The sequence below is a fragment of the Synechococcus sp. R5-13 genome, assembly GCF_047462015.1.
In the GTDB taxonomy this organism is placed as follows: domain Bacteria; phylum Cyanobacteriota; class Cyanobacteriia; order Thermostichales; family Thermostichaceae; genus Thermostichus.
Map to the genome: position 1 here is coordinate 1 of NZ_JANSIL010000087.1, position 26,542 is coordinate 26,542.

Annotated in this window: 20 protein-coding genes; 11 read left to right on the forward strand and 9 right to left on the reverse strand. The window is 60.1% G+C overall.

Features of this window, described 5'->3' with window-relative positions:
- The first annotated feature begins 141 nt into the window (after positions 1–141).
- The 4 genes from NW840_RS07135 (at position 142) to NW840_RS07150 (ending at position 4,081) form a co-directional block, all read left to right on the forward strand.
- Complete coding sequence (locus NW840_RS07135; RefSeq protein WP_414329713.1) at positions 142–615, forward strand: YqeG family HAD IIIA-type phosphatase; 474 nt, start codon at positions 142–144, stop codon at positions 613–615.
- Positions 616–1,065: 450 nt separating this feature from the next.
- Positions 1,066–1,713, forward strand: a complete 648-nt coding sequence (locus tag NW840_RS07140; protein WP_414343347.1) for a thermonuclease family protein — start codon at positions 1,066–1,068, stop codon at positions 1,711–1,713.
- A 318-nt stretch (positions 1,714–2,031) separates the two neighbouring features.
- Complete coding sequence (locus NW840_RS07145) at positions 2,032–2,982, forward strand: LysR substrate-binding domain-containing protein (RefSeq protein WP_414343349.1); 951 nt, start codon at positions 2,032–2,034, stop codon at positions 2,980–2,982.
- A 163-nt stretch (positions 2,983–3,145) separates the two neighbouring features.
- Positions 3,146–4,081, forward strand: a complete 936-nt coding sequence (locus NW840_RS07150; protein ID WP_414343350.1) for an alpha/beta fold hydrolase — start codon at positions 3,146–3,148, stop codon at positions 4,079–4,081.
- Positions 4,082–4,198: 117 nt separating this feature from the next.
- Here the strand turns inward: NW840_RS07150 and thrC are convergent, their stop codons facing one another.
- Positions 4,199–5,257: a threonine synthase gene (gene thrC, locus NW840_RS07155; protein WP_011433867.1), complete on the reverse strand. Its 1,059-nt coding sequence runs from the start codon at positions 5,255–5,257 to the stop codon at positions 4,199–4,201.
- Positions 5,258–5,427: 170 nt separating this feature from the next.
- A complete protein-coding gene (locus NW840_RS07160; protein ID WP_414343352.1) occupies positions 5,428–7,074 on the reverse strand; it encodes an isochorismate synthase in 1,647 nt (548 codons plus the stop codon).
- 346 nt (positions 7,075–7,420) lie between these two features.
- Here NW840_RS07160 and menA point away from each other — a divergent pair, with 346 nt between their 5' ends.
- From menA to NW840_RS07180, 4 genes are all read left to right on the forward strand, one after another.
- Positions 7,421–8,287 (forward strand): 2-carboxy-1,4-naphthoquinone phytyltransferase, encoded by an 867-nt coding sequence (gene menA / locus NW840_RS07165; protein WP_414343369.1) that lies wholly within the window; start codon positions 7,421–7,423, stop codon positions 8,285–8,287.
- A gap of 154 nt (positions 8,288–8,441) precedes the next feature.
- Positions 8,442–10,235 carry an LptA/OstA family protein gene (locus NW840_RS07170; protein ID WP_414343354.1) on the forward strand — a complete coding sequence of 598 codons (1,794 nt, stop codon included), beginning with the start codon at positions 8,442–8,444 and terminating at the stop codon, positions 10,233–10,235.
- A 77-nt stretch (positions 10,236–10,312) separates the two neighbouring features.
- Complete coding sequence (locus NW840_RS07175; RefSeq protein ID WP_414343355.1) at positions 10,313–11,491, forward strand: LptF/LptG family permease; 1,179 nt, start codon at positions 10,313–10,315, stop codon at positions 11,489–11,491.
- 44 nt (positions 11,492–11,535) lie between these two features.
- Complete coding sequence (locus NW840_RS07180) at positions 11,536–14,943, forward strand: hypothetical protein (protein ID WP_414343357.1); 3,408 nt, start codon at positions 11,536–11,538, stop codon at positions 14,941–14,943.
- A gap of 44 nt (positions 14,944–14,987) precedes the next feature.
- Here NW840_RS07180 and NW840_RS07185 read toward each other — a convergent pair whose 3' ends face one another.
- The 3 genes from NW840_RS07185 to NW840_RS07195 all read right to left on the reverse strand — a co-directional run bounded on the left by NW840_RS07185 (position 14,988) and on the right by NW840_RS07195 (position 19,075).
- Positions 14,988–16,619 (reverse strand): alpha-D-glucose phosphate-specific phosphoglucomutase, encoded by a 1,632-nt coding sequence (locus tag NW840_RS07185; RefSeq protein ID WP_414343358.1) that lies wholly within the window; start codon positions 16,617–16,619, stop codon positions 14,988–14,990.
- Between the two features lie 139 nt (positions 16,620–16,758).
- Positions 16,759–18,045, reverse strand: a complete 1,287-nt coding sequence (gene arsJ / locus NW840_RS07190) for an organoarsenical effux MFS transporter ArsJ (RefSeq protein WP_414343360.1) — start codon at positions 18,043–18,045, stop codon at positions 16,759–16,761.
- A 19-nt stretch (positions 18,046–18,064) separates the two neighbouring features.
- Positions 18,065–19,075 (reverse strand): ArsJ-associated glyceraldehyde-3-phosphate dehydrogenase, encoded by a 1,011-nt coding sequence (locus NW840_RS07195; RefSeq protein WP_414343362.1) that lies wholly within the window; start codon positions 19,073–19,075, stop codon positions 18,065–18,067.
- Positions 19,076–19,399: 324 nt separating this feature from the next.
- Here NW840_RS07195 and NW840_RS07200 point away from each other — a divergent pair, with 324 nt between their 5' ends.
- A complete protein-coding gene (locus NW840_RS07200; RefSeq protein ID WP_414343363.1) occupies positions 19,400–20,083 on the forward strand; it encodes a DUF2232 domain-containing protein in 684 nt (227 codons plus the stop codon).
- Between the two features lie 218 nt (positions 20,084–20,301).
- Entirely contained in the window at positions 20,302–20,541 is a 240-nt protein-coding gene (locus NW840_RS07205) for a DNA-directed RNA polymerase subunit omega (protein ID WP_011433877.1), read from the forward strand.
- 96 nt (positions 20,542–20,637) lie between these two features.
- Here the strand turns inward: NW840_RS07205 and NW840_RS07210 are convergent, their stop codons facing one another.
- From NW840_RS07210 to NW840_RS07225, 4 genes are all read right to left on the reverse strand, one after another.
- Complete coding sequence (locus tag NW840_RS07210) at positions 20,638–22,518, reverse strand: mechanosensitive ion channel family protein (protein ID WP_414343364.1); 1,881 nt, start codon at positions 22,516–22,518, stop codon at positions 20,638–20,640.
- 38 nt (positions 22,519–22,556) lie between these two features.
- On the reverse strand, positions 22,557–23,675 hold the full coding sequence (cax, locus tag NW840_RS07215; RefSeq protein ID WP_414343365.1) for a calcium/proton exchanger: 1,119 nt from the start codon (positions 23,673–23,675) through the stop codon (positions 22,557–22,559).
- 210 nt (positions 23,676–23,885) lie between these two features.
- The gene (locus NW840_RS07220) at positions 23,886–24,656 is read right to left on the reverse strand and encodes a hypothetical protein (protein ID WP_414329723.1); all 771 of its coding nucleotides are present in this window, start codon (positions 24,654–24,656) and stop codon (positions 23,886–23,888) included.
- A gap of 168 nt (positions 24,657–24,824) precedes the next feature.
- The gene (locus tag NW840_RS07225; RefSeq protein ID WP_414343366.1) at positions 24,825–25,769 is read right to left on the reverse strand and encodes a PLP-dependent cysteine synthase family protein; all 945 of its coding nucleotides are present in this window, start codon (positions 25,767–25,769) and stop codon (positions 24,825–24,827) included.
- Positions 25,770–25,941: 172 nt separating this feature from the next.
- Here NW840_RS07225 and NW840_RS07230 point away from each other — a divergent pair.
- The coding region (locus tag NW840_RS07230; RefSeq protein ID WP_414343367.1) for a cob(I)yrinic acid a,c-diamide adenosyltransferase at positions 25,942–26,542 on the forward strand (601 nt) is incomplete at its 3' end.

Below are 26,542 nucleotides of genomic sequence, written 5' to 3' on the forward strand. Positions count from 1 at the left end.
TGTGGAGACTCCTCTGGCGGGGTGGTGGGGGTGAACTCTGCCGCTAGTCATGGGTCGCTGAAGCAGGAAGGAAGCAGAAGCGCGGCAGGCACTGAACACTCTGGCAGTGTTTGTTAGCGTTTCGTAGGTCTTTCGGAGCGGATGGTACACAAACCTTGGTTCAAGCTCCTGCAACCGGATCTGGTGGTGGCCGGCACTGTCTTAAAGTTGCGGGCAGAAGACCTGTGGGCCTGGCAGGTAAAAGGCATCATCTTTGACGTAGACGGTACACTGGTGCCGAGCCGACAGGTTGAGGTGGATCCCGCTGTGGCTGCTTGGCTGGAGCAGTTGCGTCCGCACTTTCAAATTTGGCTGGTGAGCAACAACCTCAATCGCAGCCGCATCCAACAAATCGGAGAAAGCCTGAACCTGCCCTACATTCACCGCGCTGGGAAACCCTCACGGCGGGCCTTGCGGCGGGCCGTAGCCCAGATGGGCTTGCCGGTAGAAGCAGTGGCTATGGTGGGAGACCGCCTGTTGACGGATATTTTGGCGGGCAATCGACTGGGGTTGGTAACCGTGCTGGTCAACTCCCTCTTGTCCGAAGCAGTCGAAAAGAACCCTGCTACCCTCTAGGGGCTGCGCTTTTGAGAGATTTGAGAGTTGGACAACCGTAATTGTTTCAAACTGAATTGAAAAGGTTTCCAAGCACTCCCCCTTTCCTTTGCAAAGAGAGAAGACCAAAAGACAATCCTGCTGCTCGGAAGGACTTAGTCACTTCAGTTTAGGGTGAGACGCCTGGGCAGCTGAGAAAAGCCCTGTGGCCCCATGCATGTTTCATGCATGTTTTAGGTGTGGGTACAGTGTCCCAGTTTGAATCGAAATGACCAACCACAGGTTGTCAGCGCTGACAACTGCTGACCGGATGGGTAGCACATCTAAAAATCAAGACAAAAATCGAGAGAGATTTTCCAGACCTGACCCATCTGCCCCAATTTTTTGTAGAGTGACGGCAGGTGAGCCGGATCCCGCGTTGAAGCCCAGTAGGCGGCGGTGTGAGGGCGGTGTGAGATCCAAAGGTCAAGCATGCGAACCATCCCTATCGTCAAGTCCGCCATGCAACGGCTAAAGTCCATGCTGCAAAAATCCCTGCGTTCTGCTCCGACTTCCCCCCGCTCCAGATCCCTGCTGGCATCCAATGGACGGAGCCTGATCAAGCTGGGCAGCTTTCTGGCCTTGCCTTTGATATTCTCGACATTGCCCGGTTGGGCTTTAACATTGGTGGCGCGTCCAGATCTGCGCGACCTCAAACGTGCAGCCGTGGTTCGGGTGGTCAACTACAACACCCTGGTTGTTCAGCTTGAAGGAGACTTGAATTTGCGGCTGGTGCAACTGATTGGGATCGATCCCTTGCCTGACCCGATCAACCCCAACTGGACGGAGTTGCGCGGACAAACCCCTTTGGCAGTTTACAATGCCGGCCAATATTTGCAGACTGCTTTGCTGGGACGTGAGGTGTTTTTGGAGTTGGATCCTGCCCTAGCCCCTGCTCCCACCTTGCCTGCCTACGTTTGGCAAGCCAACACCCTCATCAACCAGGAAATGCTGTTTTTGGGGCATGGCCTGTTGTCGCCACAAACCGATGGCTTGAAGTACGGCCCCATTCTTACTGAAGCTGCCGATGCAGCCAAAAGACAAGGACGCGGCTATTGGACAACCTACGGCCCTCGCTAGAGACCAAGCCAAACCCAGAGCTGGAATTGCCGGCCTGTTTGTTGAGAATAATCTCAACAGCCATCTTCCGCCGGTCGGTGAGAGGTAGGTATTGTGGGCATAGCTGCTCCGAATGGCAGAGAAACAGCCCGAAGATTCTGAGCTCTCCTCTCCACTCTTGGCTGGTCACCCCCCAGAGCCGAGCTGCCGGGAAAGGGTTGAGCTGCTCTCTTGGGATTTCTCGCTTGTTTATGATGATCTCGTGTGGGTTTCCAAACGCGGGCTGCCCAGCTTTTCAGGGAAACGTAAGGGATCCCACTGTGGGGTTTGGAGTTCCCTATGGCGGATGAGTTGCCGTTTACCTTAGATCAGCTCCTCATCGTGCGGGCAATTGCCCAGCAGGGTAGTTTTCGCCGTGCTGCCGATAGCCTGTTTGTCTCCCAGCCTGCCGTCAGCTTGCAAGTGCAGAACTTGGAGCGACAGTTGGGAGTGGTGCTGTTCGACCGCAGTGGGCGCAAGGTGGAGTTGACGGATGCCGGGAAAGTGCTGCTGCAGTACAGCGAGCGCATCCTCAAGCTGTGCCGTGAGGCCGTCGAGGCCCTAGCGGATTTGCAAGAAATGGAGCGGGGGCATCTGGTTTTGGGGGCCAGCCAAACGGTGGGCACCTATGTAATGCCTTCTTTGATCGCCCAATATCACCGCCGCTATCCACAAATTTCCGTACAGCTCTTGGTGCAATCCACGCGGCGAATTGCCCAGAAATTGGTGGACGGCCAGTTGGACGTGGCCATTGTTGGCGGGGAGATCCCCTTTGAGCTGCAGCGGCACTTGAAGGTGATGGCTCTGGCGGAAGATGAATATGTGTTGGTCGGTGCTCCCGGGTGTGCCATCGACTCTCCGGCTCTTGTGGATCTGCTGGCTTTGCCCTTCATCACCTTGGATCCCCAGTCTTCCACTCGGCAAACCATCGATCGGGTGCTGAACCGCCACGGCATTAACCCGGCCCAATTGAACGTGCGGCTGGAACTCAGCTCGATTGAAGCGATCAAAAATGCTGTCCAGGCGGGTTTGGGGGTGGCCTTTCTGTCCATGGTGGCAGTGGGATCCGATGTGGAACAGGGGCGGTTCCGGAAGCTGGCGGTGGAAGGGCTACAGATACGGCGTACCCTCTGGCTGGCTTTTAACCCGGAGCGCTATCAATCGCAGGCAGCCACCCGCTTCCTCCAAGGGCTGCTGACCCGCCAAGACTGGCTGAAAACTCCCCCGCCCCATTTGCAGTTGATCGGCTAAGTTGCGATGCGTTACGGCCTTTTCCGAGTTGATGGGATCCCAGGTAGATTCCGGTGGATTGAGCAGGATCCCTGTTCAAAGAGATACGAGAGATATTTCCGTATAGGTGCATTCGCTGTAGCCAATGCTGCTCCGGAAGAAACTGCATCTGCTGAATCTGTCTGTGTCTACTGACCCCAAGCCGATGACCAGGCAAACGCTGTTGGAACGACTCCCCCTGGCCCAGCGCTTGGCGGAGTTACAGGCCCGCGTTCAAGGGATCCCGCTGCACAGGGTGGAATTGAAAGGGCTGAGCATCGCAGGGGCAGAGTCCTGTTGGGCTGCCTATCGAGAGTGGGGAAAAGGGATCCCACTGCTGTTTCTGCATGGCTTTATGGCCACTCATGCCAACTGGTGGCCGCTGATGCAAGGGTTGGGAGACGAATATCGCTGCATTGCCTTGGATTTACTGGGGTTCGGGCAGTCCGGCCAACCGGCCTTGCACTACGACATCGCTGCAGAAGTAGAGTTTGTGCGCGGATTTGTCCAAAGGCTGGGCCTAGCTGCTCCGGTTTTGGTGGGCCATTCCTTTGGGGGATGGGTGGCGGCAGCTTACGCCGTGCGGTATCCGCTGCGGGGGTTGGTTTTGTTGGCTCCTGCCGGGATCCGCGACGACAGCTTTGTGAGACGCTACAACCATTTGCGGCCCTTGCTCTGGGAAAGCGCTTGGGTGGATTGGCTGTTGCGGGCGATCGCTCCGCTGGCCCGCTGGTGGCATTGGGAAGACAAGCTGGCCCAGCTCTTGTGGTTGCGGGGATCCCTGCGTCAGCAGCCGGTCGCTCGGCAATTTCTCCGACAACGTCTGCGCCCACAAGCTGCTGTCGATACGGTTGAACGTTATCTCAACTACATTCAGGCCCCCACCCTGGTGATCGCCGCCGAACAGGACGACACCATTCCCCTCTGGCACTGCCAAACCTATGCCGAAGGGATCCCTGGGGCTCAGCTCAAGATCCTGGCCGGGGCCGGCCACGCCATCCCTGCCTTGCATGGGGAACAGGTGCTGCCCCTGATCCGGGAATTTCTCGACACAGCCCTTTCCGCACAATGCGGGCTTTGAGCTGGGGCTGTAGCGTATGGCCGAGAGAGGAATGCCGCTTGCCAGATGGCGATGCCCGATAGGCGACGGAGCGCCGCCCAAGGGGAACGCCTGACCCTAACCAGCGGGCGGTTTCTGCTAGAAACCCATCAGACGAGCAACAGCGGACAGCTCAGGGACAACGCCGGTGTGGATAGGAGCGGATCCCTGGTGGCTGGCCGTGTCCGGATCCTTAAGGCCATTGCCCGTCAGCACGCACACCACCTGTGCTCCAGCAGGCACCTGCTCTCGCCATTTCAGCAATCCTGCCACCGAGGCCGCGCTGGCCGGCTCGCAAAAGATCCCTTCTTCGGATGCCAGGAGACGATAGGCTGCCAGAATCTCCTCGTCGGTGACGCTATCCACCTGGCCGCCGCTCACCTGCACTGCCGCCTTGGCCTTCACCCAACTGGCAGGGTTGCCGATGCGAATGGCTGTGGCCACCGTCTCTGGGTGTTCCACCACCCGGTTCAACACCATGGGAGCAGCACCGGCAGCCTCGAAGCCGTAGAGACGAGGGCGACGGGTAGCCTTGCCCTGCTGGCGGTACTGGCAAAACCCCATCCAATAAGCCGTGATGTTGCCCGCGTTGCCCACCGGAATACAGAGCCAATCGGGGGCATCCCCCAAAGCATCCACCACCTCGAAGGCGGCGGTTTTCTGCCCTTCCAAGCGGAAGCGGTTGACCGAGTTCACCAGGGCCACCGGGTAGGTTTCCGCCAGCTGCCGCACCATAGCCAGCGCTTGGTCGAAGTTGCCTTGAACGGCGATGATCTCCGCCCCGTACATCAGGGTTTGGGCCAGTTTGCCTTTGGCCACGTAGCCATCGGGGATCAGCACATAGGCCCGCAGACCTCCTTTGGCCGCAAAGGCAGCAGCCGCCGCCGAGGTGTTGCCGGTGCTGGCGCAGATGATCGCCTCTGCCCCTGCCTCTTTGGCCTTGGACACGGCCATCGTCATACCCCGATCCTTGAAACTACCGGTGGGGTTGAGGCCCTCCAACTTCAGGTAAACTTGACAGTCTCGCCCCAGCCGTTGGCTCAAAGCCGGGGAAGGCACCAGAGGCGTGTTGCCCTCATGTAGCGTGACCACAGGTGTGCTGGCGCTGACGGGGAGCCATTCCCGATAGTGCTGGATCAGGCCGGGCCAAAGCCCCACTTGCGCGCGGGATCCGGCTATACGAGGGGGATGGGTGGGATTCAGGGTCGCCATGCCGCAGAGGACACCGAGGCTAATCAAAGACCGGCTTTCTCACTGTAGCTGTTCGTGGAGGGGTTCGTATCCACCTCCCGCAGCGGCGGCAGAAACATCTTCCTGATCCCCTCTCTTCAGAAGCTGGGGAGCGGAGGAGCTGCAGGTCGCAAGGCCAGAGCCTGCACCAGAGAGCGCAACTTCAGACGAATCTCGGCCAGCTCTTGCTCTGGGTTGGAGTCAGCCACAATCCCGGCACCGGCATACAAGCGGGCCCAATTCCCCCGAATTAGGGCGGAGCGGATCCCCACCACAAACTCGCCATTGCCCTGTAAGTCTACCCAGCCCAAGGGAGCGGCATAGCTGGAGCGATCAAAGGGTTCCAACCGCTCTAGCCACTGCAGCGCCGCCTGTTGGGGATACCCTCCCACCGCTGCCGTCGGGTGGAGCTGGGCCAGCAGATCGAACAGATGTACATCGGCGGGGAGCTCCGCCTCGATCAAGGTTTGCAGATGCTGGATGTTGGCCAAACGGAGCAGCCGAGGCTGAGGGGAAATGCAGGGATCCATTCCCAACCGACTCAGAGCCTCCCGGATCGAGCGCACCACCCACTGGTGTTCGCGGCGGTCTTTGGGGCTGCGGAGCAGCTCCTCGGCCAACTGGCGATCCTGGACAGGGGTGGCGCCGCGGGCGGCGGAGCCGGCTAAGGCATCGATCTGCACCCGGCCTTGCCACACGGAAAGCAAGCGCTCCGGGGTGGCCCCCAAGAAAACCTGGGGAAAGGCCCCCTCTTGGACCAGGGGGAGAGGCCTGGCCGGCAAATTCCCCCGAGCATCTGCCTCCAAGGACTTCGGCCCGCTGACGCCAGCGGCAAAGGCAAAGATGCTGCAATCGGGATGATCTTTTTCCAGGTAGGCCAGCAGGGACGGGATTGACGGCGGGACAGGCAAGTGCAGATCCACGGCTTCGGCCAGCACCACTTTCTCCAGGGATCCCGCCTGAATCACCTGCAGGGCTTTTTGGATGCGCGCCAAGAGGGGGGCTTCCTCCAAGTTCACTGGCACAGGAGCTTGCAATTCCCACGAGGGCAAGGGGGATCGAGAAAGGCGCTCCATTTGGGCAAAAAAGGCGGTGATCTGCCCGGCCAAAGCCGCTAGGTCGCTCTCGGGGTCGATTTCCAGATTGAGCCGCGCTACCGTCAGGGATCCCCAGGAGTCTGGCACCTGCAACAGTTGCCAACGTGGCAGCACCAGCGCTGCCCCCCCTTTGCTCCTGGGGCTGAAACTGAGGCGACAGAAACACAGAGGGCGTTCCTGCCGGCTGTCTGGGAATCTTCCCACTTCCGAGGGCTCCGTTCTGCCAATGCAAGCGGCATGGACGTGGGGCTGCAGCTCTTCTACAAAGCTCCGTGCCGCCCGCAAGCCCCCTTCTCCCGCGAGATCAACCTGCCGCAGGGATCCCCATCCCAACACCCGCACCCTTTCCCCGTGGGCCTTGTGGGAGAAATAACAGTAGCTCGGGAATCGGTTCGTGGGGAGAGAACCCAGCTTCTGGGCCAGCACCGCCAGCGGATCCAGCTCTGGGATGGGCTGGGACAAGCTGAGGATTTGGGGAACACCCCGCGCCCGCGCCATCTGTTGGCAGGCGGTTAGGAAGGGATCCCAGTGGCGCCGATCCCTCGCCTCGTCCGTCCAGGTAGAAGTGCGAGTCGGCGGCCATGCTCTCGGCCACTCCAGGCACTCAAGCGTACCGTGGGCATTCCAAGGGGAAAGAGAAGAGGTCATGCGCAAGAAAAAGAAGACGATCCCACCTTGGCCGAAAACAGGACACCCGTCGATGGAGACCGGCAGAAGATGACTTTAGGATAAGAGATTAGGAGAAGGGCCGGCAGCCTGAGCTTCTGGGGGCCAGATCTGAGGAGCTTCTTCACGGACTGCAAAGTTTCTTAGCATCCTGGGGGATGCTTTCTCAGGCGCTCTACCCTACAGAGCAGATGGTTGTAGACAGATCCGGAGACGGGCCCCAGAGCAGGCTTGCTCCCCAAGGAGAATTCGCATGCATCCAGATGTCAGCCAAGTGCAGCCAGCAGCAGAGGCCGCATGGAGCAACCGCTCTCGCCGGCAATTGTGGATGGCTGCCCTTAAGCCCCCCATGTACAGCGTGGCGATCATGCCCATCTGGGTGGGATCCGCCATTGCCTACGCCCAGTCAGGGGTACTGGATTTGGGGGTTTTGGGGGTGTTTTGGGGAGCTGCCATCTGCATCTTGGCCTGGGTCAACCTCAGCAACGACGTGTTCGATGCCCAGACAGGGGTGGACAAAAACAAACTCCACTCCCTGGTTAACCTGACGGGCAAGCCGGGGCGGGTGTTTTGGGTGGGGAATGCCTTTTTGGCTCTGGGGCTGCTGGGGATCCTGTGGCTGAGCTGGCGGCAATCGGATCCCACGGTGCTGCTGTTGGTGCTGGTGGCCTGTGGGCTGGGCTATGCCTACCAAGGGCCGCCCCTGCGCCTGGGCTATCAGGGCCTGGGCGAGATCCTCTGCTTTTTCAGCTTTGGGCCGCTGGCGGTCTCGGCTGCCCACTACAGCCAAAGCCAGACTTGGTCGCTGCCGGGGTTAGCGGCCTCACTGGTGGTGGGAATGGCGACCAGCTTGATTTTGTTTTGTTCCCATTTCCATCAAGTGCAGGATGACCTAGCCTGCGGCAAGCGCTCGCCGGTGGCCCGCCTGGGGACTTTGCGCTCGGCCCGCCTCATCCCCTGGCTCTGCAGCAGCCTTTTTGCCTTGATGCTGCTGTTTGTGGGGCTGGGGATCTTTCCAGCTTGGACCCTGCTGAGTTTGGCCGGGATCCCGTTTGCAGTGCGGCTTTCCCGCCTGCTGGGTACCTATCACGATCAGCCGCAGCGGATTAGCCACTCCAAGTTCATCGCCGTCAGTCTCCATTTTTGGCTGGGGCTGTTTCTGGGGCTAGGGTTCATCCTCAGCCGCTATGGCTGAAGGCTGAAAAGTCGGCTTAAGGCTAGGTGTGCGCGGGATCCCTCCGGTGCAGCCGGCAAAATGGGATAAGCTACAGCCTAGAGTGCTAGCTCAGAGCGTTGGCTCCAAGGGGAGTGGTCAGTTCGGGTCGAGGTGAGGCGGCAGCGAAAACAGGATGCGGCGATTCTTCAATTCCAACCTGGGAGTGGCGCTGTTGGGGAGCAGCATCTTGGCTGCTTTGGTGGGCTGGGCCTTGTCGATCGACATCGAGGAAGTGAAGGTGGAGTCTCCTTCCCCCGATCAGCCCCTCTCGGTCAGCCGCAGGGTAGACATCTTGGGTCGTCGGGGAGGCCATCAGCGTTGGCGGTTGATTGCCGAGCAGGTGGATCTGGCAGCTGGGCAACAGGTATTTGAACAGGGGGCACACGGCTACTTCTACGGAGAAGGTGCCGACCGGCAAAAAGGGGTGCCGGATCCCTTTTTTGATAGCAGCGAGCAGATGACTTGGCGGGCCAAGCGAGCCCGCTACAATGCCACCGCCGATGAGCTGTATTTGGATGAGGAGGTGGAGGTGAGGAGCGGCGACGGCAGCCTGCTCTTGACCAGCGCCTTGAGAGTCACCCCTGAAGAGCGCATCGAGGTGCCGGCGGAGTTCACCCTCAAAGGCCGGGAAATGGTGCTGCAGGGCCGCTCCGGTTCGTTTAACTTTCAGTTTGCCCTTCTCAGGGCCGAGCAGGGCAAGCTGATAGTGTTGCCCCCAAACGGCTCGGCACCCACCTCCACCACCATCACCGCTGACCAGATCACCTACGACCGCACCAACCAGGTGGCCGAGGGGAAAGGGAACCTGCGCATTCGCGAACGTGGCATCGAAATTCGCGCTCCCCAGGGCACCTACCTGCGCCAGCAGGCCCAAAGCATTCTCTCCGGCGGTGTGGTGTTGCAAGAGGTGGCCGGCGACAGCAGCCGGGATCCCTTATTGGCCGATCTGCGCTTGGCCCAGGCCTCTCCCGGCCCGGAGGCGACCCCAGACCAACAGGATCAAGAAGTCACCATCATTGCCGACCGCCTCACGTACGACCGCAACACACAAATTGCCCAAGGGGAAGGCAACCTGGAGATCCGCCAGGGGGAAACCATCATCCAGGCGGCCCAGGGCACCTACCGCCGCCGCGAATCCCAAAGTCTGTTGACGGGAGGAGTTACCCTGGAAGAACCCGGACGGGTGCTCACCTCCGCCCGCCTGGAGGGCAACCACCGCGACAAGATCTTCCTCTTTGAAGACAACGTCCTCTACCGGCAGATGGCTACCTCCACTCCGGCGCCCAGCGAGGGATCCCTGACAGAGGAGCTGCGCCAAGCCGAAACCGAGGTGCGGGCTGCCCGCCTGGTTTACAACTCCCGCACCGGCACTTCCGAGTTTAGCGATGCCGTCGAGTTCATCCAGCGGGGACGTAGGGCCAAGGCCAACCAGGCCACCATCACCCCTGAAAAGGTGGAGCTGCGGGGAGAGGTGGTGATCGAGCAGATCGAGGGGGAGTGGCTGGCGCGGCGGCTACAAAACCTGGAGACCCAGGCCGATGTGGATCAGCCGACGGTGATCTACGCCGACCGGGTGGAGATCGACCAAGCCAGCGGCGATGCCCGCTTCTTTGGCAATGTGGTTATTGTGCAGGCCAACCGCGCCATCGAAGGGGATCGCGCCGATTACTTCGACCGAGAACAAATTTTCAAAATCAGCGCCGAACAGGCTCCTGTGGTGCTCTGCGATCGGGGAGAGGTCGGCCGCCTTCCCGGGGAGAGCACCCAAGCTCTGCCGGGCCGCAACGCGCTGGATCAGATGTGCCGGGGCGCCAATCGCCTCAGTGGCAAGCTGGTTACCCTGAACATAAAACAAGATGAATACACCGTCGAAGGGGACGGGCAACAGCAGGGCATGTTTCAGTTTCGCATCACCGACGCCCTCTGATGGGATCCCCCCTCGGGGAGCCATCTGTGGTTTTTGATCGTCCAGGTTTGGCTGAGGTTGTGATCCGAGGTGATGTCATGACGGCTCCACTCGCCGAGGGCAAACTGCGCAGAACCCCTGCTCAAGCGGGCAGCTTTTGGGGATCCCTGAGATTGGGGGCTGCCTTTTTGGAGTTTTATCTCTTCAAAGAGATGATTCGCCCCTTCTTTCTGGGAGTGGCCGGGGGGACGGTGCTGATGCTGGGCAACCAGCTGTTTATCTACACCGATCTGCTGGTGAAAAAGGGCGCCCCTCCCCTGACCATTTTGCACATTCTCCTCCTCAATTTGCCCGCCATTTTGGTGGTCACCTTTCCCATTGCCGGCCTCTTTGCCACCTTGCTCACCCTGGGCAAAATGGGAGCCGACAGCGAGATCACCGCCCTGCGTGCTGCTGGGATCCCCTATCGCAAAGTGTTTATCCCCGTGCTCTGTATTGGCCTGCTGATCAGCGGCTTGGCGCTGTTGACCAATGAAGTGATTGTGCCGGAAACCAACCAAAAGGTGAAAATCCTGAACAAGAACCTCATCTTGGCTCAAGATGCTCTTTTGTTTAATCCAGAAGAGATCGTGCGGGTGGATGATGATCTCTGGTTTCATGTCGGATCGATTGACCCGAAGACCGGCTTGATGCAGGATTTGTTGATCCTGGACCGCAAAGCTGAGACCGGCCACCTGCGCTATCCGCAGGTGATCTCCGCTCAAACCGCGCAGCAGGTGGGCCAATCGTGGCAACTGCGAGATGTGGTGATCCGCCGTTATGACGAGCAGGGGCGCACCTACTATGAAGGCCAGGTGGAAGAAATGCAGCTCAACATCGTCAACAAACTGGTGGGCCTGGTGTATGCGGAAAAGGTGCCCCAAGAGCAACGGGCGGGGGAGCTGTGGGAGCAGTGCCAGCGATATCGAGCGGAGCAACGCCCTTCTGCCGATGTGGCTCGCTGCCTGACGGAATACCACCTCAAGTTCGCCATTCCTTTGGCCAGCTTTTTCGCCATCTTGGTGGCTGCCCCCTTGGGCCTGCAAACGGTGCGGCAAACGGGGCGCTACGGCGGCGTGGCGCTAGCGATTGTTCTGGTGTTTATTTACTATGTACTGATGAGCCTGGGACGAGCGATGGGTCGAGTGGAGCATATCGATCCCTGGCTGGCTGCCTGGTTGCCGAATATGATTTTCGGTGGGGTGGGCTTCTCTTTACTGTGGCGGTTTTTACGGTGAAATCCTGCAACTTCCCCCCTGACTTCAGCCCTTGGGCAAAGTGGTTGGCTCTTTGCTGGGGCGGCTCCCTGTGGTTGGGGACGGGGGAGGCCGTCTTCGCCCAGTTGGACCCCCTGCCCACTGTTGGCGTCGGCGGGACGGAGTTCTCTCTGGAGGGCTACCAGCGCTTTCGGTCAGCGCAAACACTTGCTCAGCGCCTGCAACTGGCCCGCCGGGCTTCCAGCCCAGAACCGATGGCTGCCGCCGATGAGGAGCCCATCACCTTGGCCGAGGCGCAATCTTCTCTGCCTGCTACAGCCTTGACTGCGGCAACCCCACCCCCTACGGCCCCGGTTTCAGACTTTGGATCCCCTCCCCTTGCCAACTCTCCTGAAAAGCCCCTCACGCCAGAAGAGCTGAACCGACAGCGGCTGCAACGGCTGTTGGCCGAAGGGGCAGCAGCCCATGCTCGGCGACAGGCGCAGCAAGCCCAAGCAACACCGGCTCCCCAGCCCGCTTCACCGGCGACGCCCACTGCAGCAGTTCCCACCCTGAACTCCCTTCGGCTTTCCCAGCCCATGACTTCTCAGGCTGAAGCCCTGCAGGTGGAAGAGCAACCCTGGCTGCGCCCCACCAAGGACTCCGTCCCGCTAACGCGATCGGAATCCAATGGCGAAAACCGGGCTACGGCCCAACTGCAAGGTGGAGCCGGTTCAGAGGCAAGGTTAAATCGGATCCCAGCTTCCCCCAAGACCATTCCTCCCCTGATCTCCCAAGCCGGTGGGAGCTTGGATTTGGGCGGTGTTGTGTTGGCAGATGCCGCCCCTGCGTCGGGGCTGACGGGATCCCCCATGGCCACTCAAAGGGGCAGGGAAGCCTTTGTCCCCACTGCGGGCTCACCCCTGGCTCCTCAACTGCTGGAGCAGTTCCCCCTTTTGCGGGATCTGGGCACCGGGGCAGATGCCGTCTCGGCGACAGGGAACGTTAGCCAGGGATCCCAAATCCGCCAGCAGCTCTCGGCCACCGCGCAGCGGCAAATTCCCCTTGACCCGGATCAAATCAACGTGAGTGGGGATGTGCTCAGCTACATCGCCGAACAAGACCTGGGCATTGCCGAGGGGAACGCCTTGATCCAACTGGCCGACGGCACCCGCATCACCGGCGACCGGCTGCTGTTTTATCGGCGGGAGCGACGCCTGCGCAGCGAGGGCCCTTTTCGCATGGAGCAGCCCCCTGGCCCCCAAGGGCGCGGGATCCGGCAAATCGAAGGGCGAAATTTGGATCTGGATATCCCCGGTCGCACCGCCCAATTTGAGAGCTCGCTGGTCATTCTGCCGGGGGAGGAGCCGGGCACCAAGGTTTTTGTGCGCAGCCAAGAGACCACCGCCATTTTGGGGGATCAGATCTTTTTCGAGAAAGCCACCGTCACCACCTCGCCAGAGCCACCCATCACCCACTACGTGCAAGGGGATCGGGTGGAGGTGTTTCCCGATGACCGGGTGATCGTCTACGACGCCCGCGTGTTTGCCGGCGGCGAACTCACAGAAGCAGGGGATCTGCGGGCAGGCCTGCAGATTGCCTATTTCCCCCTGTTCATCTACAGCCTGCGGGATCACCAGTGGGTGCTGCCGGGGCGCAGCGAGACAGAGGGGGTGTTTGTCAAATCCAGTTGGGCCTACCGCTTCGACGAATACAACTTCGGCGGCCTGCGGCTGGATGCCATCCAGAAAAAAGGGGTGGGCATTGGTTTCTTGCATGACTACATCCTGCCCATCCCGGATAGCGTCAACTACGGGCGAGCCCAGTTTTACTTGGTTACCGAAGCCGACCAACAGCGCTTCTCCAGCCGTTTCCGCATCGACCACAACTTCGACTTCTACGCTGCCAACCTCTTTGGGCAGGAAGGCCAACTGCGGGGGCAGCTCAACCTCAACCTGGACAACACCTACCGTCCTGCCGGCGGACGCAACGACAACGCCGATCTCCGCCTCAACGCCACCTTTCAGGGGGATCTCTCCACCACCACCCTCAACATCAGCCGCACCGGATCCCAGGAGCGGGGCATCTACAGCTTCCCCCTCACCCTCAGCCACACTCAGCGCTACGGGGGCGTGCATTGGCTGCAATCGGATCTGCGCTTGGACTACAACCAGCGGGTGAGCGTCAAAGATGGCCCCGACTTTGCCGATGCGCGGTTGACGCTGGGCACTCAACTGACCCCACCCGGTTGGGGAGGTACCTATCGCCTGGCCTACCGTGCCTACAGCAGTTCCAATGGCGACAACGAGCCGCGTCGCAACTTCGAGCTGGCCTTTAACCCCGACCTCGTTCGCATCACGCCCGATATTGCTCTCAGCAGCGCCCTCACCCTAACTCAAGAGCAACAGCCGGATCAGGAGGTGGGGGCAGGTCTCCACTTTTTCAATCGCTACGAGCTGCGCTCCAGCCTTCAGTTCAACGATATTCAACCGGCTCCCTGGATCACCTTCATGCCGGGTTCTATCGATTACACCCAAGTTCTCTACTCCACTCCCGACCAGGAGTCTACTGTCAGCCTCAACCCTCGCCTCAGTCTCAGACCTGCCGACTGGAATACCATCGACCTGCGCTACAGCCGCACCTTCTACGGCAACAATTCTGTGCCCTTCCAAACCCTCTCCACCAGCCCTAAAGATGTGGATCGCATCAATGCCAACATCAGCTTCTTTACGCCCCGCGATCTTCTGCCCAATGTCCCCCCAGGCTACATTGCCTTTGAAGATGACCTGCCCGGCGAGCTGCCGATAGCCCTGACCTTCCCCGACGATACCCCGGAGGATTTGGCAGCGATTGCCTCCCGCAACTTGCAGGAGCTGCAGGCAGAGGTGAAAAACCTGGTGCGCCTGGACACCAGCCTTGGCTACGACTTCATCACCCAGAAGTGGGATACCCTCAACGCCAACTTCACCTGGAGCACCGCCCCTGATCTGTTCAACATTCAGTTGCAGACGGCCTACGACCTGAACCAGGGACAGCTCCAACCCGTTCGTCTGGAATATCGGGGACGCAGCAGCACCACATTTAACCGGGATCAACGCTCTGGCCTGGATGTGTATGAGCCGGGGATCAGCTATGCGCTGCAGGCGGTTTACGATCCCCGGTTGGGCCAGATCTCTACCTATGGTCTGGAGCTGGATGCCACCCTCGGCACGCGATGGCAAAATCACTGGCGGCTGCGCTTGGGCCTGACGGAAGAAGGGATCCGCCGGGTGGAAGTTCGCCGTGACCTGCGGGATTTTGAGCTGCGCTTTGCCTACGATCCGGTAGCCGAGTCGCTGCGCCTGGAAGGGATTCTGGTGGCCTTTCCCAGTCGCCCGGTGGGCCTCACCCAAGAGCGGGGAGATTTTCAACTGACCTCTCCCATCACCTCCCCTATCGGCACCTTTTTGCTCCGCGACGCCGACGCGACCGACTGGGATGGCCTCAGGCCCTGATCCCCGCTTCCCTGGGAAGGCTCCCTGTCCACTGTTGCGACGGGCTAGGTGATGACGTCTGGCTGCTGCCGACCGGTGCGGGCGCGAATCTGGGCAAGGTGATCGGCCAGTTGAATCTGTTCGGCCAAGGCCACTTGGGGATCCAGGCCATGCCGGGCGGGATCCAGCTCCAATCGCTCCAGGTACACCCGCAGGGTGGCTCCGTGGGTGCCGGTTCCAGAAAGCCGGTAGATGATGCGGGATCCATCCTCAAAGCCAATGCGGATCCCTTGGTGGCTGGTGGTGCTGCCGTCTACGGGATCGGTGTAGCTGAAGTCGTCAGCGTAGGCCACCAGCTGGGATCCCAGGCGCTGGCCCACCCACCCGGGCAGGGAGCGTCGCAAGTCTGCCATCAGCGCCTCGGCCACCTCCACCGGCAGTCCCTCGTAGTCGTGACGGGAGTAGACGTTGCGCCCATAGGTGCGCCAGTGCTCTTCCACGATCTGCCGCACCGGCTGCCGTCGAACGGCCAAAATGTTCAGCCAAAACAGGACGGCCCAGAGCCCGTCTTTTTCCCGGATGTGGTGAGATCCGGTGCCGAAGCTCTCTTCCCCGCAGAGGGTGACCTTGCCGGCATCCAGCAGGTTGCCGAAGAATTTCCAGCCGGTGGGGGTCTCGTAGCAAGGGATCCCCAACTTGGCCGCCACCCGATCCGCTGCCTGGCTGGTGGGCATGGAGCGGGCAATTCCCGCCAGACCTTCTCGGTAGCCGGGTACCCGGTGGGCATTGGCGGCCAAGACTGCCAAGCTGTCGCTGGGGGTCACGTAAAATTGGCGGCCCAGGATCAGGTTGCGATCCCCATCCCCATCGGAAGCGGCCCCAAAGTCCGGCCCATCTTCCCGAAACAACAGTTCCACCAACGAGCGGGCATGCACCAGGTTAGGATCCGGGTGTCCGCCGCCAAAATCCGGCAGGGGCTGCCCGTTGAGCACACTGCCCTCTGGCGCTCCCAGGGATCCCTGCAAAATGGCGTGGGCATAGGGGCCGGTGACGGCGTGCATGGCGTCGAAGGCAATGCGGATCCCGGAAGCCAGGTAGTCGCGGATGGCCTCGAAATCGAACAGGCGCTGCATCAGGCCCAAGTAATCGGCCACCGGGTCGATGACGGACACCGTGAGGGACCCCAGCCGTTGCTCGCCCAAGCGATCCAGATCGACATCGGGAGCTTCCAGGATGCGGTACTCCCGGATCTGCTGGGTGCGGGCGTAAATGGCCTCGGTCACCTTCTCCGGGGCAGGGCCACCGTTGCCGATGTTGTACTTGATGCCGAAATCCCCCTGGGGGCCGCCGGGGTTGTGGCTGGCAGAGAAGATGATCCCCCCGTAGGCGCCGTACTTGCGGATGAGACAGGAAACCGCCGGCGTGGAGAGGATCCCTCCTTGGCCCACCAGGACTCGCCCGATGCCGTTGGCCGCTGCCATCTTGAGCAGGATCTGAATGGCCTCGCGGTTGTAGTAGCGGCCATCTCCCCCCACCACCAGGGTTTGGCCGGCGGATCCCTCTAGGACATCAAAAATGGATTGGACGAAGTTTTCCAGGTAGTGGGGCTGCTGAAACACCGATACCGGCTTGCGCAGGCCAGAGGTGCCGGGTCTCTGGCCAGGGAAGGGCGTCGTGGGAACGATGCGCAGGCTCATAGTCTGCCGGAAAAGCTGCTTGCTCCTCTACTATCTCATCGTTGGGCCTCTCGTTTGTGCTGAGCAGAGTTCTTTCCCCTCCACCCATTTGTGGATGGGTTGAATGGATGCATCGATCTCCGCTGGTAGCCCTCCATCCTCAATCCCCTGGCTTAACCACCCACTCCACCGGGGTTTTGCTCGGATCCGGCAATTTCAACGAGAACAGCCCCGCCGCCAAGATCAAGAGGGTGGAAAACCAAAGACAGCCCTCCAATCCGTAGAACTGGAAGAGGATCCCAGAAGTTACCGTCCCCAACAGCCGCCCGCCGGAATTAGCCATGTAATAAAAGCCCACATTGAGGGCTACGTCGTCGTCTTCCGTGTAGGCCAGCACCAGGTAGGAATGCACTGCCGAATTGAAGGCAAAGACGATCCCGAACAGGATCAAGCCGCCGGTGATCACCAGCTCCGGTGCCAGCCCGGCCATGAAGGCTGTGGCAATGATCGCCGGCACCGCCGTCAGCACGAAGGTCCAAATCTGGATGGTGCGGGCCTTGGGAGCACGGCCAGGGCGACCCCCACCCAGCAGTTGCGGCGCTACAAACTGAATGAACCCATAGCCAATCACCCAGATGGCCATGTAACTGCCCACCTGCATAAAAGTCCAGCCCAGCTCGTCGTAGAGAAACACCGGCAGGGCCACCACAAACCACACATCCCGCGACCCAAACAGGAAAAAGCGAGCTGCCGAGAGGATGTTGATCTCTCTGCTCTTGGAAAACAGCCGCTTGAAGGGGATCTTGGCCTTGATTTTGCCCATGTCTGCCGGCAGCAGCGCCCCCGAACAGAAGATCAAAGCCAACGCCCCCGCCTGGACAAAGTTGGCCATGCGGAAGCCCATGGGATCCCCGTAGATTTCGGTGAAGATCTGCAGCAGGGCCGCTCCCACAAAGAACCCCACCCCCTTGAGGGCGTTTTTGGATCCGGTGAGCATAGCCACCCAACGAAACAGGCGGGATTCCGCTTCTTTGGGCACCACCAGGCGGATGGCGCTTTTGGAGCTCATCTTGGTGAGGTCTTTGGCGATCCCGGCCAGAGCTTGGGCCGTCATCACGTAGGCCACCTGGCCCCAGACCGGCCACTGCAGGTTGATCACCCCCAGCATCACCAGGCCAAAGATCTGAATGGCAATGCCGCCGTAGAGGGTCAGCCGCAGGCCAAAGAGGGATCCAATCCAGCCGCCCAGGAAGTTGGTGATCACCCCGAAGATCTCGTAGAAGAGGAACAGCATGGCAATCTGAATCGGGGTGAAGCCCAACTTGTGGAAGTGGAGCAGCACCAACATGCGGATGGCGCCGTCGGTGATGGTGAACCCCCAATAGGCCGCTGTAACCAGGGCGTAGTTGCGAACCGCAGAGGCTTGAGCCGTCGAAACAGAAGTCATGGGCAGGTCTCCAAAGGACTTACAGACTAAGGGCCACCTTGCGGGCCAATTCCGCCATGCGGTTGGCGTAGCCCCATTCGTTGTCGTACCAGGCCAGGATCTTCACCTGGGCGCCATCCACCACCATCGTCGAGGGCGCATCCACAATGCTGGAACGGGGATCCCCTTTGAAATCCACCGAGACCAGGGGCAGCTCCTCGTAGCCGAGGATCCCCTTGAGTTCGCCCTCGGCTGCAGTTTTTAAGAGGTGATTGACTTCTTCCACAGTGGTAGGCCGCCTGACCTCAAACACGGCATCGGTCAGGGAAGCGTTCAAGAGAGGAACACGCACCGCAATGCCGTTTAATTTGCCGTTGAGTTCGGGGTAAATCAGCCCAATGGCCGTGGCCGAGCCGGTGGTGGTGGGCACCAAAGACAGCAGAGCGGAGCGGGCCCGCCGCAGGTCTTTGTGGGGAGCATCCACCATGGTTTGGGTATTGGTGACGTCATGGATGGTGGTGATCACCCCGTGAACAATGCCGATCCCCTCGTGGATGACCTTCACCAAAGGAGCCAGGCAGTTGGTGGTGCAGGAAGCCGCCGTGAGCAAATGGTGCCGGGCCGGGTCGTACAGGTGATCGTTGACGCCCATAACAATGTTGAGGGCCTCTTCGTCCTTGACAGGGGCAGCCACAATCACCTTGCGCACCCCCGCTTTGAAGTAGGCATCCAGCTCCGCTGCCTTGACAAATTTGCCCGAGCATTCCAGCACTAGCTCGATCCCCAACTCTGCCCAGGGCACTTCACCGGGGGATTTGTGTTCGCTGAAGGTGAGGGTTTTCTCTTGGATGCGCAGCCGGTTATCGGATCCCTCAATGTCGATAGCCCAGCGGCCCTGCACCGAGTCAAACTTCAACAGGTGGGCCGCCGTCGCAGCTCCCCCTTTGATCTCGTTGATGTGGGCGAATTCCAGCTCTTCCCAGCCCCAAGCAGCCCGCAACACCAGCCGTCCGATGCGGCCAAAACCGTTGATGCCCACCCGCACTGCCATAGCATTGACCCTAGACTTGTCCAGAAGGGATCCCGCTCTCTCAGGGCAAATCCCGCCTCAACTTTATCAGAACGCCCTAGTCGTTTCAAGACAAGTTGATGGGTAGGGTCAGGAGAGACTGGCCGATGGGGGTCGGTTCACGGTTGGCCTCGGGAAATGTTGCCGAATGTCCTGAAATCCAAAAGGGATCCGCTGAGGCAGCCCCAATCGACAACAGGGCCTATCCTGTAGCCGATTTGCAGTCCAGATCCACACCTCTGGGCAACAATTCGCCCAACCCGGCAACCGGTGGCCTAAGCTGGGAAAAGTTGTGCTTTTCTGGATGTGCCCCCGCCGCCTCAGCCTTCTGTGCAGGATGACTTTCCTCCCTTACCCCCCCCACCTCCCCGTTCTCCGGCTTTGAGGGTGGTGGAAACGGCTTTTTTGGCCAGTACCGCGGCCTTGATCTGGATCCTGAGCTACACGCCGCTGGCCCCCTTTATACGTCTGTTTTTCCCCATTCCGGTGGCGCTGGCGGTGATGCGCTGGGATCCCCGCACAGGGGCAATGGCCCTGGTGGTCTCCGGCCTGTTGCTGACGGTGCTGATGGGGCCCACGCGCAGCATTCTCTATGTCATTCCCTATGGCCTGCTGGGCTACTGGTGTGCCCGCCTGTGGCAGCGGCGGCTTTCCTGGTACATCTCGGTGGTGAGCGGGGCTGTGCTCAGCGCCCTGGGCTTGATCTTCCAGTTGGTGCTCTCTTCCCTGCTGGTGGGGGAAAACCTCTGGATCTACGTAACCATTCAACTTACCGGCCTAACCAACTGGCTCCTAGATGTGTCCCTCAGCCGATGGGGCGTCTACTGGGTGGCAGAACCCTGGATGGTTCAGGTGGTGGTGGTGGGATTTATTGCCTTCAATTCCCTCATCTACGTATTCACGGTGCATTTGGTGGCCGCCCTGGTGATGGAGCACTTTCGTTGCCCGCTGCCACCCCCGCCGAAGTGGGTACAGTTTTTGCTGGATTAGCAGCCCCTGTGAGTTGTACAAGAGCAGAGCAAGCTGCTCTACAAATGAGTTCTTGACAAATCTTGACAAATGAGTTCTTGGCAAAAGTCCCACCCTATTGCCATGCAACGCTACAGGAATGCAAGAACTGGAAGGTTCTCTGCTAGGATCGCGGTAGCGGGACGGAGTCCCCTTGGGATCCCGGTGGCAACAAGATATCAAGATTTAAGACTGCGATTATGGCTTCCCGCAAGAATCAACTGGCTATTGACAATGACGAGCTGATGCGTCGGGTAGAGGCTCTGATCAACGCTTCCAAAAATCGCTATCGCATCACGGTACAGGTGGCCAACCGCGCCAAGCGCCGCCGCTACGAGGATCCGGATGATATAGAAGATGGCTGGATGAAGCCAATCCGCCGCGCTGTCATCGAAATGTCGGATGAACTGACTGAGCCGGAAATCATCGGCGATGAGTAGTCACTAGACTTGCGGCCTGCTGGCGCGACTGCCCTGTTGAAACTGCTAGCCGGCTGAGCGGCTAAGGGTAGAAGCTTTCGGCAGCCGCCTATTTTGTCAATTTGTCAAGTCGTTTGCAACGGGATCCCTTTCCCGCAGGCGAGCCTCGAGCCGCGATTCCATCAGGTGCAGCAAGCGGTGGGTCTCCTCTGGGCTGAGACCCTGGATGCGCATCTCCAAGGGGCTGTGGAACCAGAGGGTCTGCTGTGGGAAAGGAATCTGGATCCCTGCTTGATCGAAGGCGTGTTTGAGGCGACGGCGGTATTCCCGCGCCACCCTCCACTGCTGCAGAGGCTGCACCTTGATCCAAATGCGCAGCGTGATCCCCCGCTCCCCCAGATCATCGACACCGTGCATTTCGGGGGGCTCGAGAATTTGTTCCCGCCAAGCCGGCTCCCGGTACATCTGCAGAGCCACCTGCTCGGTGATGCGTATCGCCTGTTCCAGATCGTTTTCATAGGCGATCACAATCCCCAGATCCACCCGTGACCAGCCGTTGGAGAGGTTCTCCACCACCCGGATGGCACTGTTGGGGATAGAGATCAAGCTGCCTTCGGTGTTGCGCAACTGGGTTAGCCGCAGATCCATGTGTTCCACAAGGCCGCCCCGCCCGTCCACCACGATCACATCCCCTTCGGCAAATTGATCTTCGATCAAAATCAACAGCCCATTGATCACGTCCTTAATCAGATCCTGAGCAGCCAAGGAAATCCCCAGCCCAATAAAGCCTAGGCTGGCCACTAAGGGGCCAATATTGACCCCCACCGAGGCCAGTCCGGCCAGGGATCCAAGCAAAACCAGGGTAGTGGCTGCAGCTCCTTTAGAGACGCTGGCAAAGGTGCTGAGGCGTTTGCTGAGGCGATAGGTGGGGGCATTTTGCCACTGTTCTTGGCGCAGGGCAGCAAAGAGGTTATCGAGTACCAGTCCACTCAGCCAGACACTGCCATAGGTGGCCAGACCCACCCCTACCAACCGCAACAGAGGGCCGCGCAGGGAAACCAGGAAAAACCTTTGCAGGGGTCGCGTTTGCGGGAAAAGGCCCAAGCTCACCCCAACTCCGCCCACCCACAGGCTAATTTGCACCAGGCGTAGCAGGCGAATTTGCAGCTCCAAGTAGGATTCCTGCCGTTTGCGTCCGGCCTGTTGTTCGACTAAGACGGGATCCACACCCGACTGCTCTTCCCCCGCTAGGCGCTCCTGAATCTCTGCTTGGATGGCCTGGTATTCCGTCTGCAGGGCATCGCGTTTTTGCTGCAGCCGTCGCCGTTTTCGCTGGCAGAGCTGGCTCAGGCTCCCTACCACAGCCAGGATGCCGAGGGCAATCACCGCTTGGCGGCGCAAAAATTGAGGCTGCCGCTCCCGTTGCGAAGTGCGCAGCGCTTCCTCAACAATGCCGGCTACCTGCTCAGCCCAGTCCATGGGTTGGGCGCCCTGGAATTGAGCATCGAGGGAGGTGATGGTCAGCAAATGTCGCCCATTCACCCGGATAACAGGCTGGTTGGTCTGGCCGTCCAGGGTGACTTCAACCTGCAGCGCCTCTGGATCGAATCCGGCGCTGGCCAACTGGTGCAGGGTTTGTTCAATGGAGCGCACCCGCTGCGACACCGGAGGCAGGCTGCCGGGATCCCCCTGCGGTGCGGTAACCACGAACAAACGCCGCCCATCCAGCGTCACGGCCTCCGCCTGGACAGAGGAGGTGGGGAGGCTAAGCGCTTGCCGCAGCTCTTCTAGGGCATCCAAACGGTTGAGCAAAGGCAGGTTGGGGGCGGTGCCGTTGTTTTCAGCAGTTTCCTGCCCCCATGCGGGCCCGCTTATGGGGGATAGGGCAAGAGATGCACTGAAAAGGAGAGGCCAAAACAGGGATCCCGTTTTCCCCGGCTTCGGCCTGCCTACCGTTCCCGTCAGCGGTGCGGGGCACCATTCGCAGCTTCGCAGCATGAGCCGTTTGCGTCAGCGGTGCAGAACACTTTAACGCCTCACTCCAGAAAGAAGAAAGCAATCCCGAGGATGGCATAGGTGGCCAAGAGCAGTAGCCCTTCCAGCCAGTTGGAGCGCCCATCGCTGCTGACGGAATTGATCAGCAGCACCGAGACGGCAATGGCCACCAACTCCACCATGCCGAAGTTGAAGTTCATGGGCTGATGCAGCACATCCCCGGCCAGCACCAGCAGGGGTGCCACAAACAGGGCAATCTGCATCGTCGAGCCCAGCGCCACCGAGAAGGAGAGATCCATCTTGTCTTTCATGGCCACCGTGATCGCCGTCGCATGCTCTGCCGCGTTGCCGATGATCGGCAACAAAATCACCCCCATAAACAGCGGCGTCATGTGAAAGTGTTCCAGCGTATCCTCTAGAGTGCTCACCAACAGTTCCGACTCCAGCGCCACCAACACCGTCAACCCCAAGAGGGCCAGCACCCAAAACCCCAAACCGGCTCCCTCGGGCGGAGCCGTCAGCACTTGGGGAATGGATCCCTCCGCCTGCAAAACCGGATTGAGGGCCAGGCGACTGGCCGCCTCATCTTCTGCGGCTTCCGCTTCGTGAAGGGTGTAGAGGTAGCTGTGGGTTTTGAGGGAAAACAGCAAAGTAAGACCGTAAACCCCGATCAGCACCAGGGCTACCGCCGTGGATAGCTCTTGGATGGAGATCTCCCCCAAGTTGGCATCGGCATAGGTGACCACGCTGGGCAAGATCAAGGCCACCACCGCCAGGTTCATCACCGAGGCATTCATGCGGGCCACCTCGGGTCGAAAGCTCTGCTCCCGAAACTTGATCCCGCCCAAAAACATGGCCAAGCCGGCCACCAGGAGCAGGTTACTGATGATCGCGCCGGTGATGGAGGCTTTCACCACATCCACCAACCCCGCCCGCAGTGCCACCAAGCCGATGATCAACTCCGCTGCATTGCCAAAGGTGGCGTTGATCAGCCCCCCGACTGTCGGCCCTGTCAAGGCTGCAATCTCTTCCGTGGCCTGACCCATAAACTTTGCCAAGGCTACCACCGCCAAAGCCGCACAGAGGAAGACCAGGTTGGGATCCCAGCCCCGGAAGTGCCCCACCCAAGATAGGGGAACCCCCAACAGCAGCAGGAACATTATGCTGTTCAGACCTCTCTGCCAACCTGCCGCAGAGCGATTCGGCGAAACCAAAGGATTTGCGTTAGCCAGGGTCATGGTTCACAAGGGGAGAAAAGGTAGCGACGATGGAGGCTGTTTGGGTTTCGGGGAGCCAGATCCCCCATGGCCAGGAGTGACCATCTCCAAGAGTCTAACGGCTGCGAGGGGAGGTTGGATAGGTGCTGCTGGCTAGAGGGAGATAACCCGGTTGCGCTGCAACTGCCGGGCGATCTCGGCTCCCAATTGATCGGACAGATGCTGGGGATCGGCGATTTTCAAAAAACTGCTGCCCTCTACCTCAAAGGGAAAGGATCCCTCGATGCCGTCGCGGGGGAGTTGTACCAGCAGCAATTGTTCAGGGCGCTTCGATTGCAGGGCATAGCCCAACTCCAGACAGACCTGGGGGCTGGGTAGGGGACGCCCCCGGCCATTCACCTGCACAGGGGTTACATCGGCCACCACCAGCAGCGCGTGCTTGAGCTTGCGAATCAAGGCCGCATCGATGAGCGGGGTCTCAGCCTCAGCGGGAAGGGATCCCTGAAGCTGTAGGGGCACAACCGGCCCGTGGTTGCGATTGAGGGTCTCTACCACGGCTTGCAATGCCCGGTGCAGAGTGGCGCTGGAGTCGGGGTAATCCGATTGGCCGCAGAAGTAGATGACCGGCTCGGTCATGTTCAGGGTGGCCCGCTTATTAAAGTAGATCTCACGGCTGATCAAATCGAGGTTGGAGATGCTGTAGGCGCCGCTGCCTTCGATGTAAAACTCCACCAGCTCTCCTTCCAGGTAGCGCTGCCACCATACGGAAGCCTTCACCTGCTCCACATCGTCGAGAAAGTCGGCCCGCATCGCCGTTTTCAAGAGGCCGGTACGGCTTAGGCGCAGGTCGGGGGCCCTCTGTTGGACTTGAGAAGCAGACAACACCGAATCCAAATACCAGGCTTTCAGGACGATGATCGCCATGGGATCCCTCTGCGCTCAGCCTTAAAGGTACGTGACATACTCCCACACTCATGCTGACGCAAAGCGCTCCGCGCCGCCAAAGCGAGAGAGTGCAGGCTTCAAGGACTCCGTCCCGCTGACAGGAAGAGTGGCCCGCGCTCTGTCCGCAGGACGAGCGCCGGGAGGATGTCACTCCTCTGTCCAGAAACGCTCGGAAAGATATTTGTCAGCCCCGTCGCAAAAGATGGTCACCACCACTCCAGAGGAGAGCTGACGGGCCACCTCTAGGGCTGCCACCACATTGGCGCCGGCAGAGATGCCCACCAGCAGGCCTTCTTCCAACGCCAAGCGCTTGACCATTTTCTGGGCTGCTTCTGTGGAGATCTCAATGTGCTGGTCAGGCAGGGTGGGATCGTAAATCTCGGGTTTTAGAGCTGTGGCCATGTGCTTGAGCCCTTCCAGGCCATGGAAGGGAGAGTCGGGCTGCATGGCAATGATTTGGATATCCGGGCGATACTCTCGCAGGCGCCGCCCCACCCCCATACAGGTGCCGCTGGTGCCTAGCCCGGTAACAAAATGGGTGACCTGCCCCTGGGTTTGCTCCCAAATCTCCACCCCAGTGGTTTCGTAGTGGGCTTGCCAGTTGGCGGGGTTGCTGTACTGGTCAGGGTAGAAATAAAGCTCGGGGTTTTCCGCATAGAGGGCGCGGGCTTTCTCGATGGCCCCATCGGATCCCAGGGCGGGATCCGTCAAAACCAAGTCCACGCCGTAGGCAGCCAGGATCTTCTTGCGCTCTGAGCTGGCGTTGGCGGGAAGAGCCAGCTTGACCTTGTAGCCCAAGGCGGCCCCGATCCAGGCATAGGCGATGCCGGTGTTACCGCTGGTGGCATCGAGGATGATCTTGCCGGGGGTAAGCTTGCCCTGGCGTTCGCCAGCGCGAATCATGTTGAGGGCCGGGCGATCCTTGACTGAACCCCCAGGGTTGTACCACTCTGCCTTGCCATATACCCGTACCGATTCCGGCAAATCGGCAGCAACCCGCCGCAGACGGATCAGCGGCGTCCCCCCCACCAGCTCAATAGGGCTATCCACAGCAGGGAGTAACGGGCGAGAAGAAAATGCAGTCGGATACAAGGGGGATCCCTCGCTAGACAGGCATCGGCTGGACAACCATTGCTCATCTTACCCCGGTCTTTCCGGCCTCTTGGGAGCTTTTTAGTTTCCCCCTCCTGCCCAAGTTCTGGCTAGGCTCTAAGATGGGGGTAGAAAAGTGGGATTTTCCCACAGCAGGATGACGCGGAGGGGCATGGCAGAAATTGGGATTGTGACTGCCCAGCAGTTTGATCGGCGACGGGGCCAGATCCATGTCTACGACGGCGAGGGCAAAGGCAAGTCCCAGGCGGCCCTAGGGGTTGTGCTGCGTTCCATTGGCTTGGGGATCGAAAAGGCGGCCCCCAGCCGGGTGTTGCTGGTGCGGTTTCTCAAGGGGCCAGGCCGAACCTATGCTGAGGATGCGGCCATTGCGGCTCTGCAGCGAGGCTTCCCCCATCTCATCGATCAATTGCGCACCGGGCGGGGAGAGTTTTTCGGCCCAGATGAGATCACCAAGTTTGACCGTCAGGAGGCCCGCCGCGGTTGGGATGTGGCCAAAGGGGCTTTGGCGTCGGGGTTTTACTCGGTGGTGGTGCTGGATGAGCTCAACCCGGTGCTGGATCTGGGCCTGTTGCCTGTGGAGGAGGTGGTCAGTACCCTCAAGCAAAAGCCGGAGGCCATGGAGGTGATCATCACCGGGCGCGGCGCTCCCAAGGAAATTATCGACCTGGCGGATTTGCACTCGGAAATGCGCAGTGTCCGGCGGGCGACGGATCCCCAAAACGGCCAACCCCCTTGCAGCGGCATCGAGATCT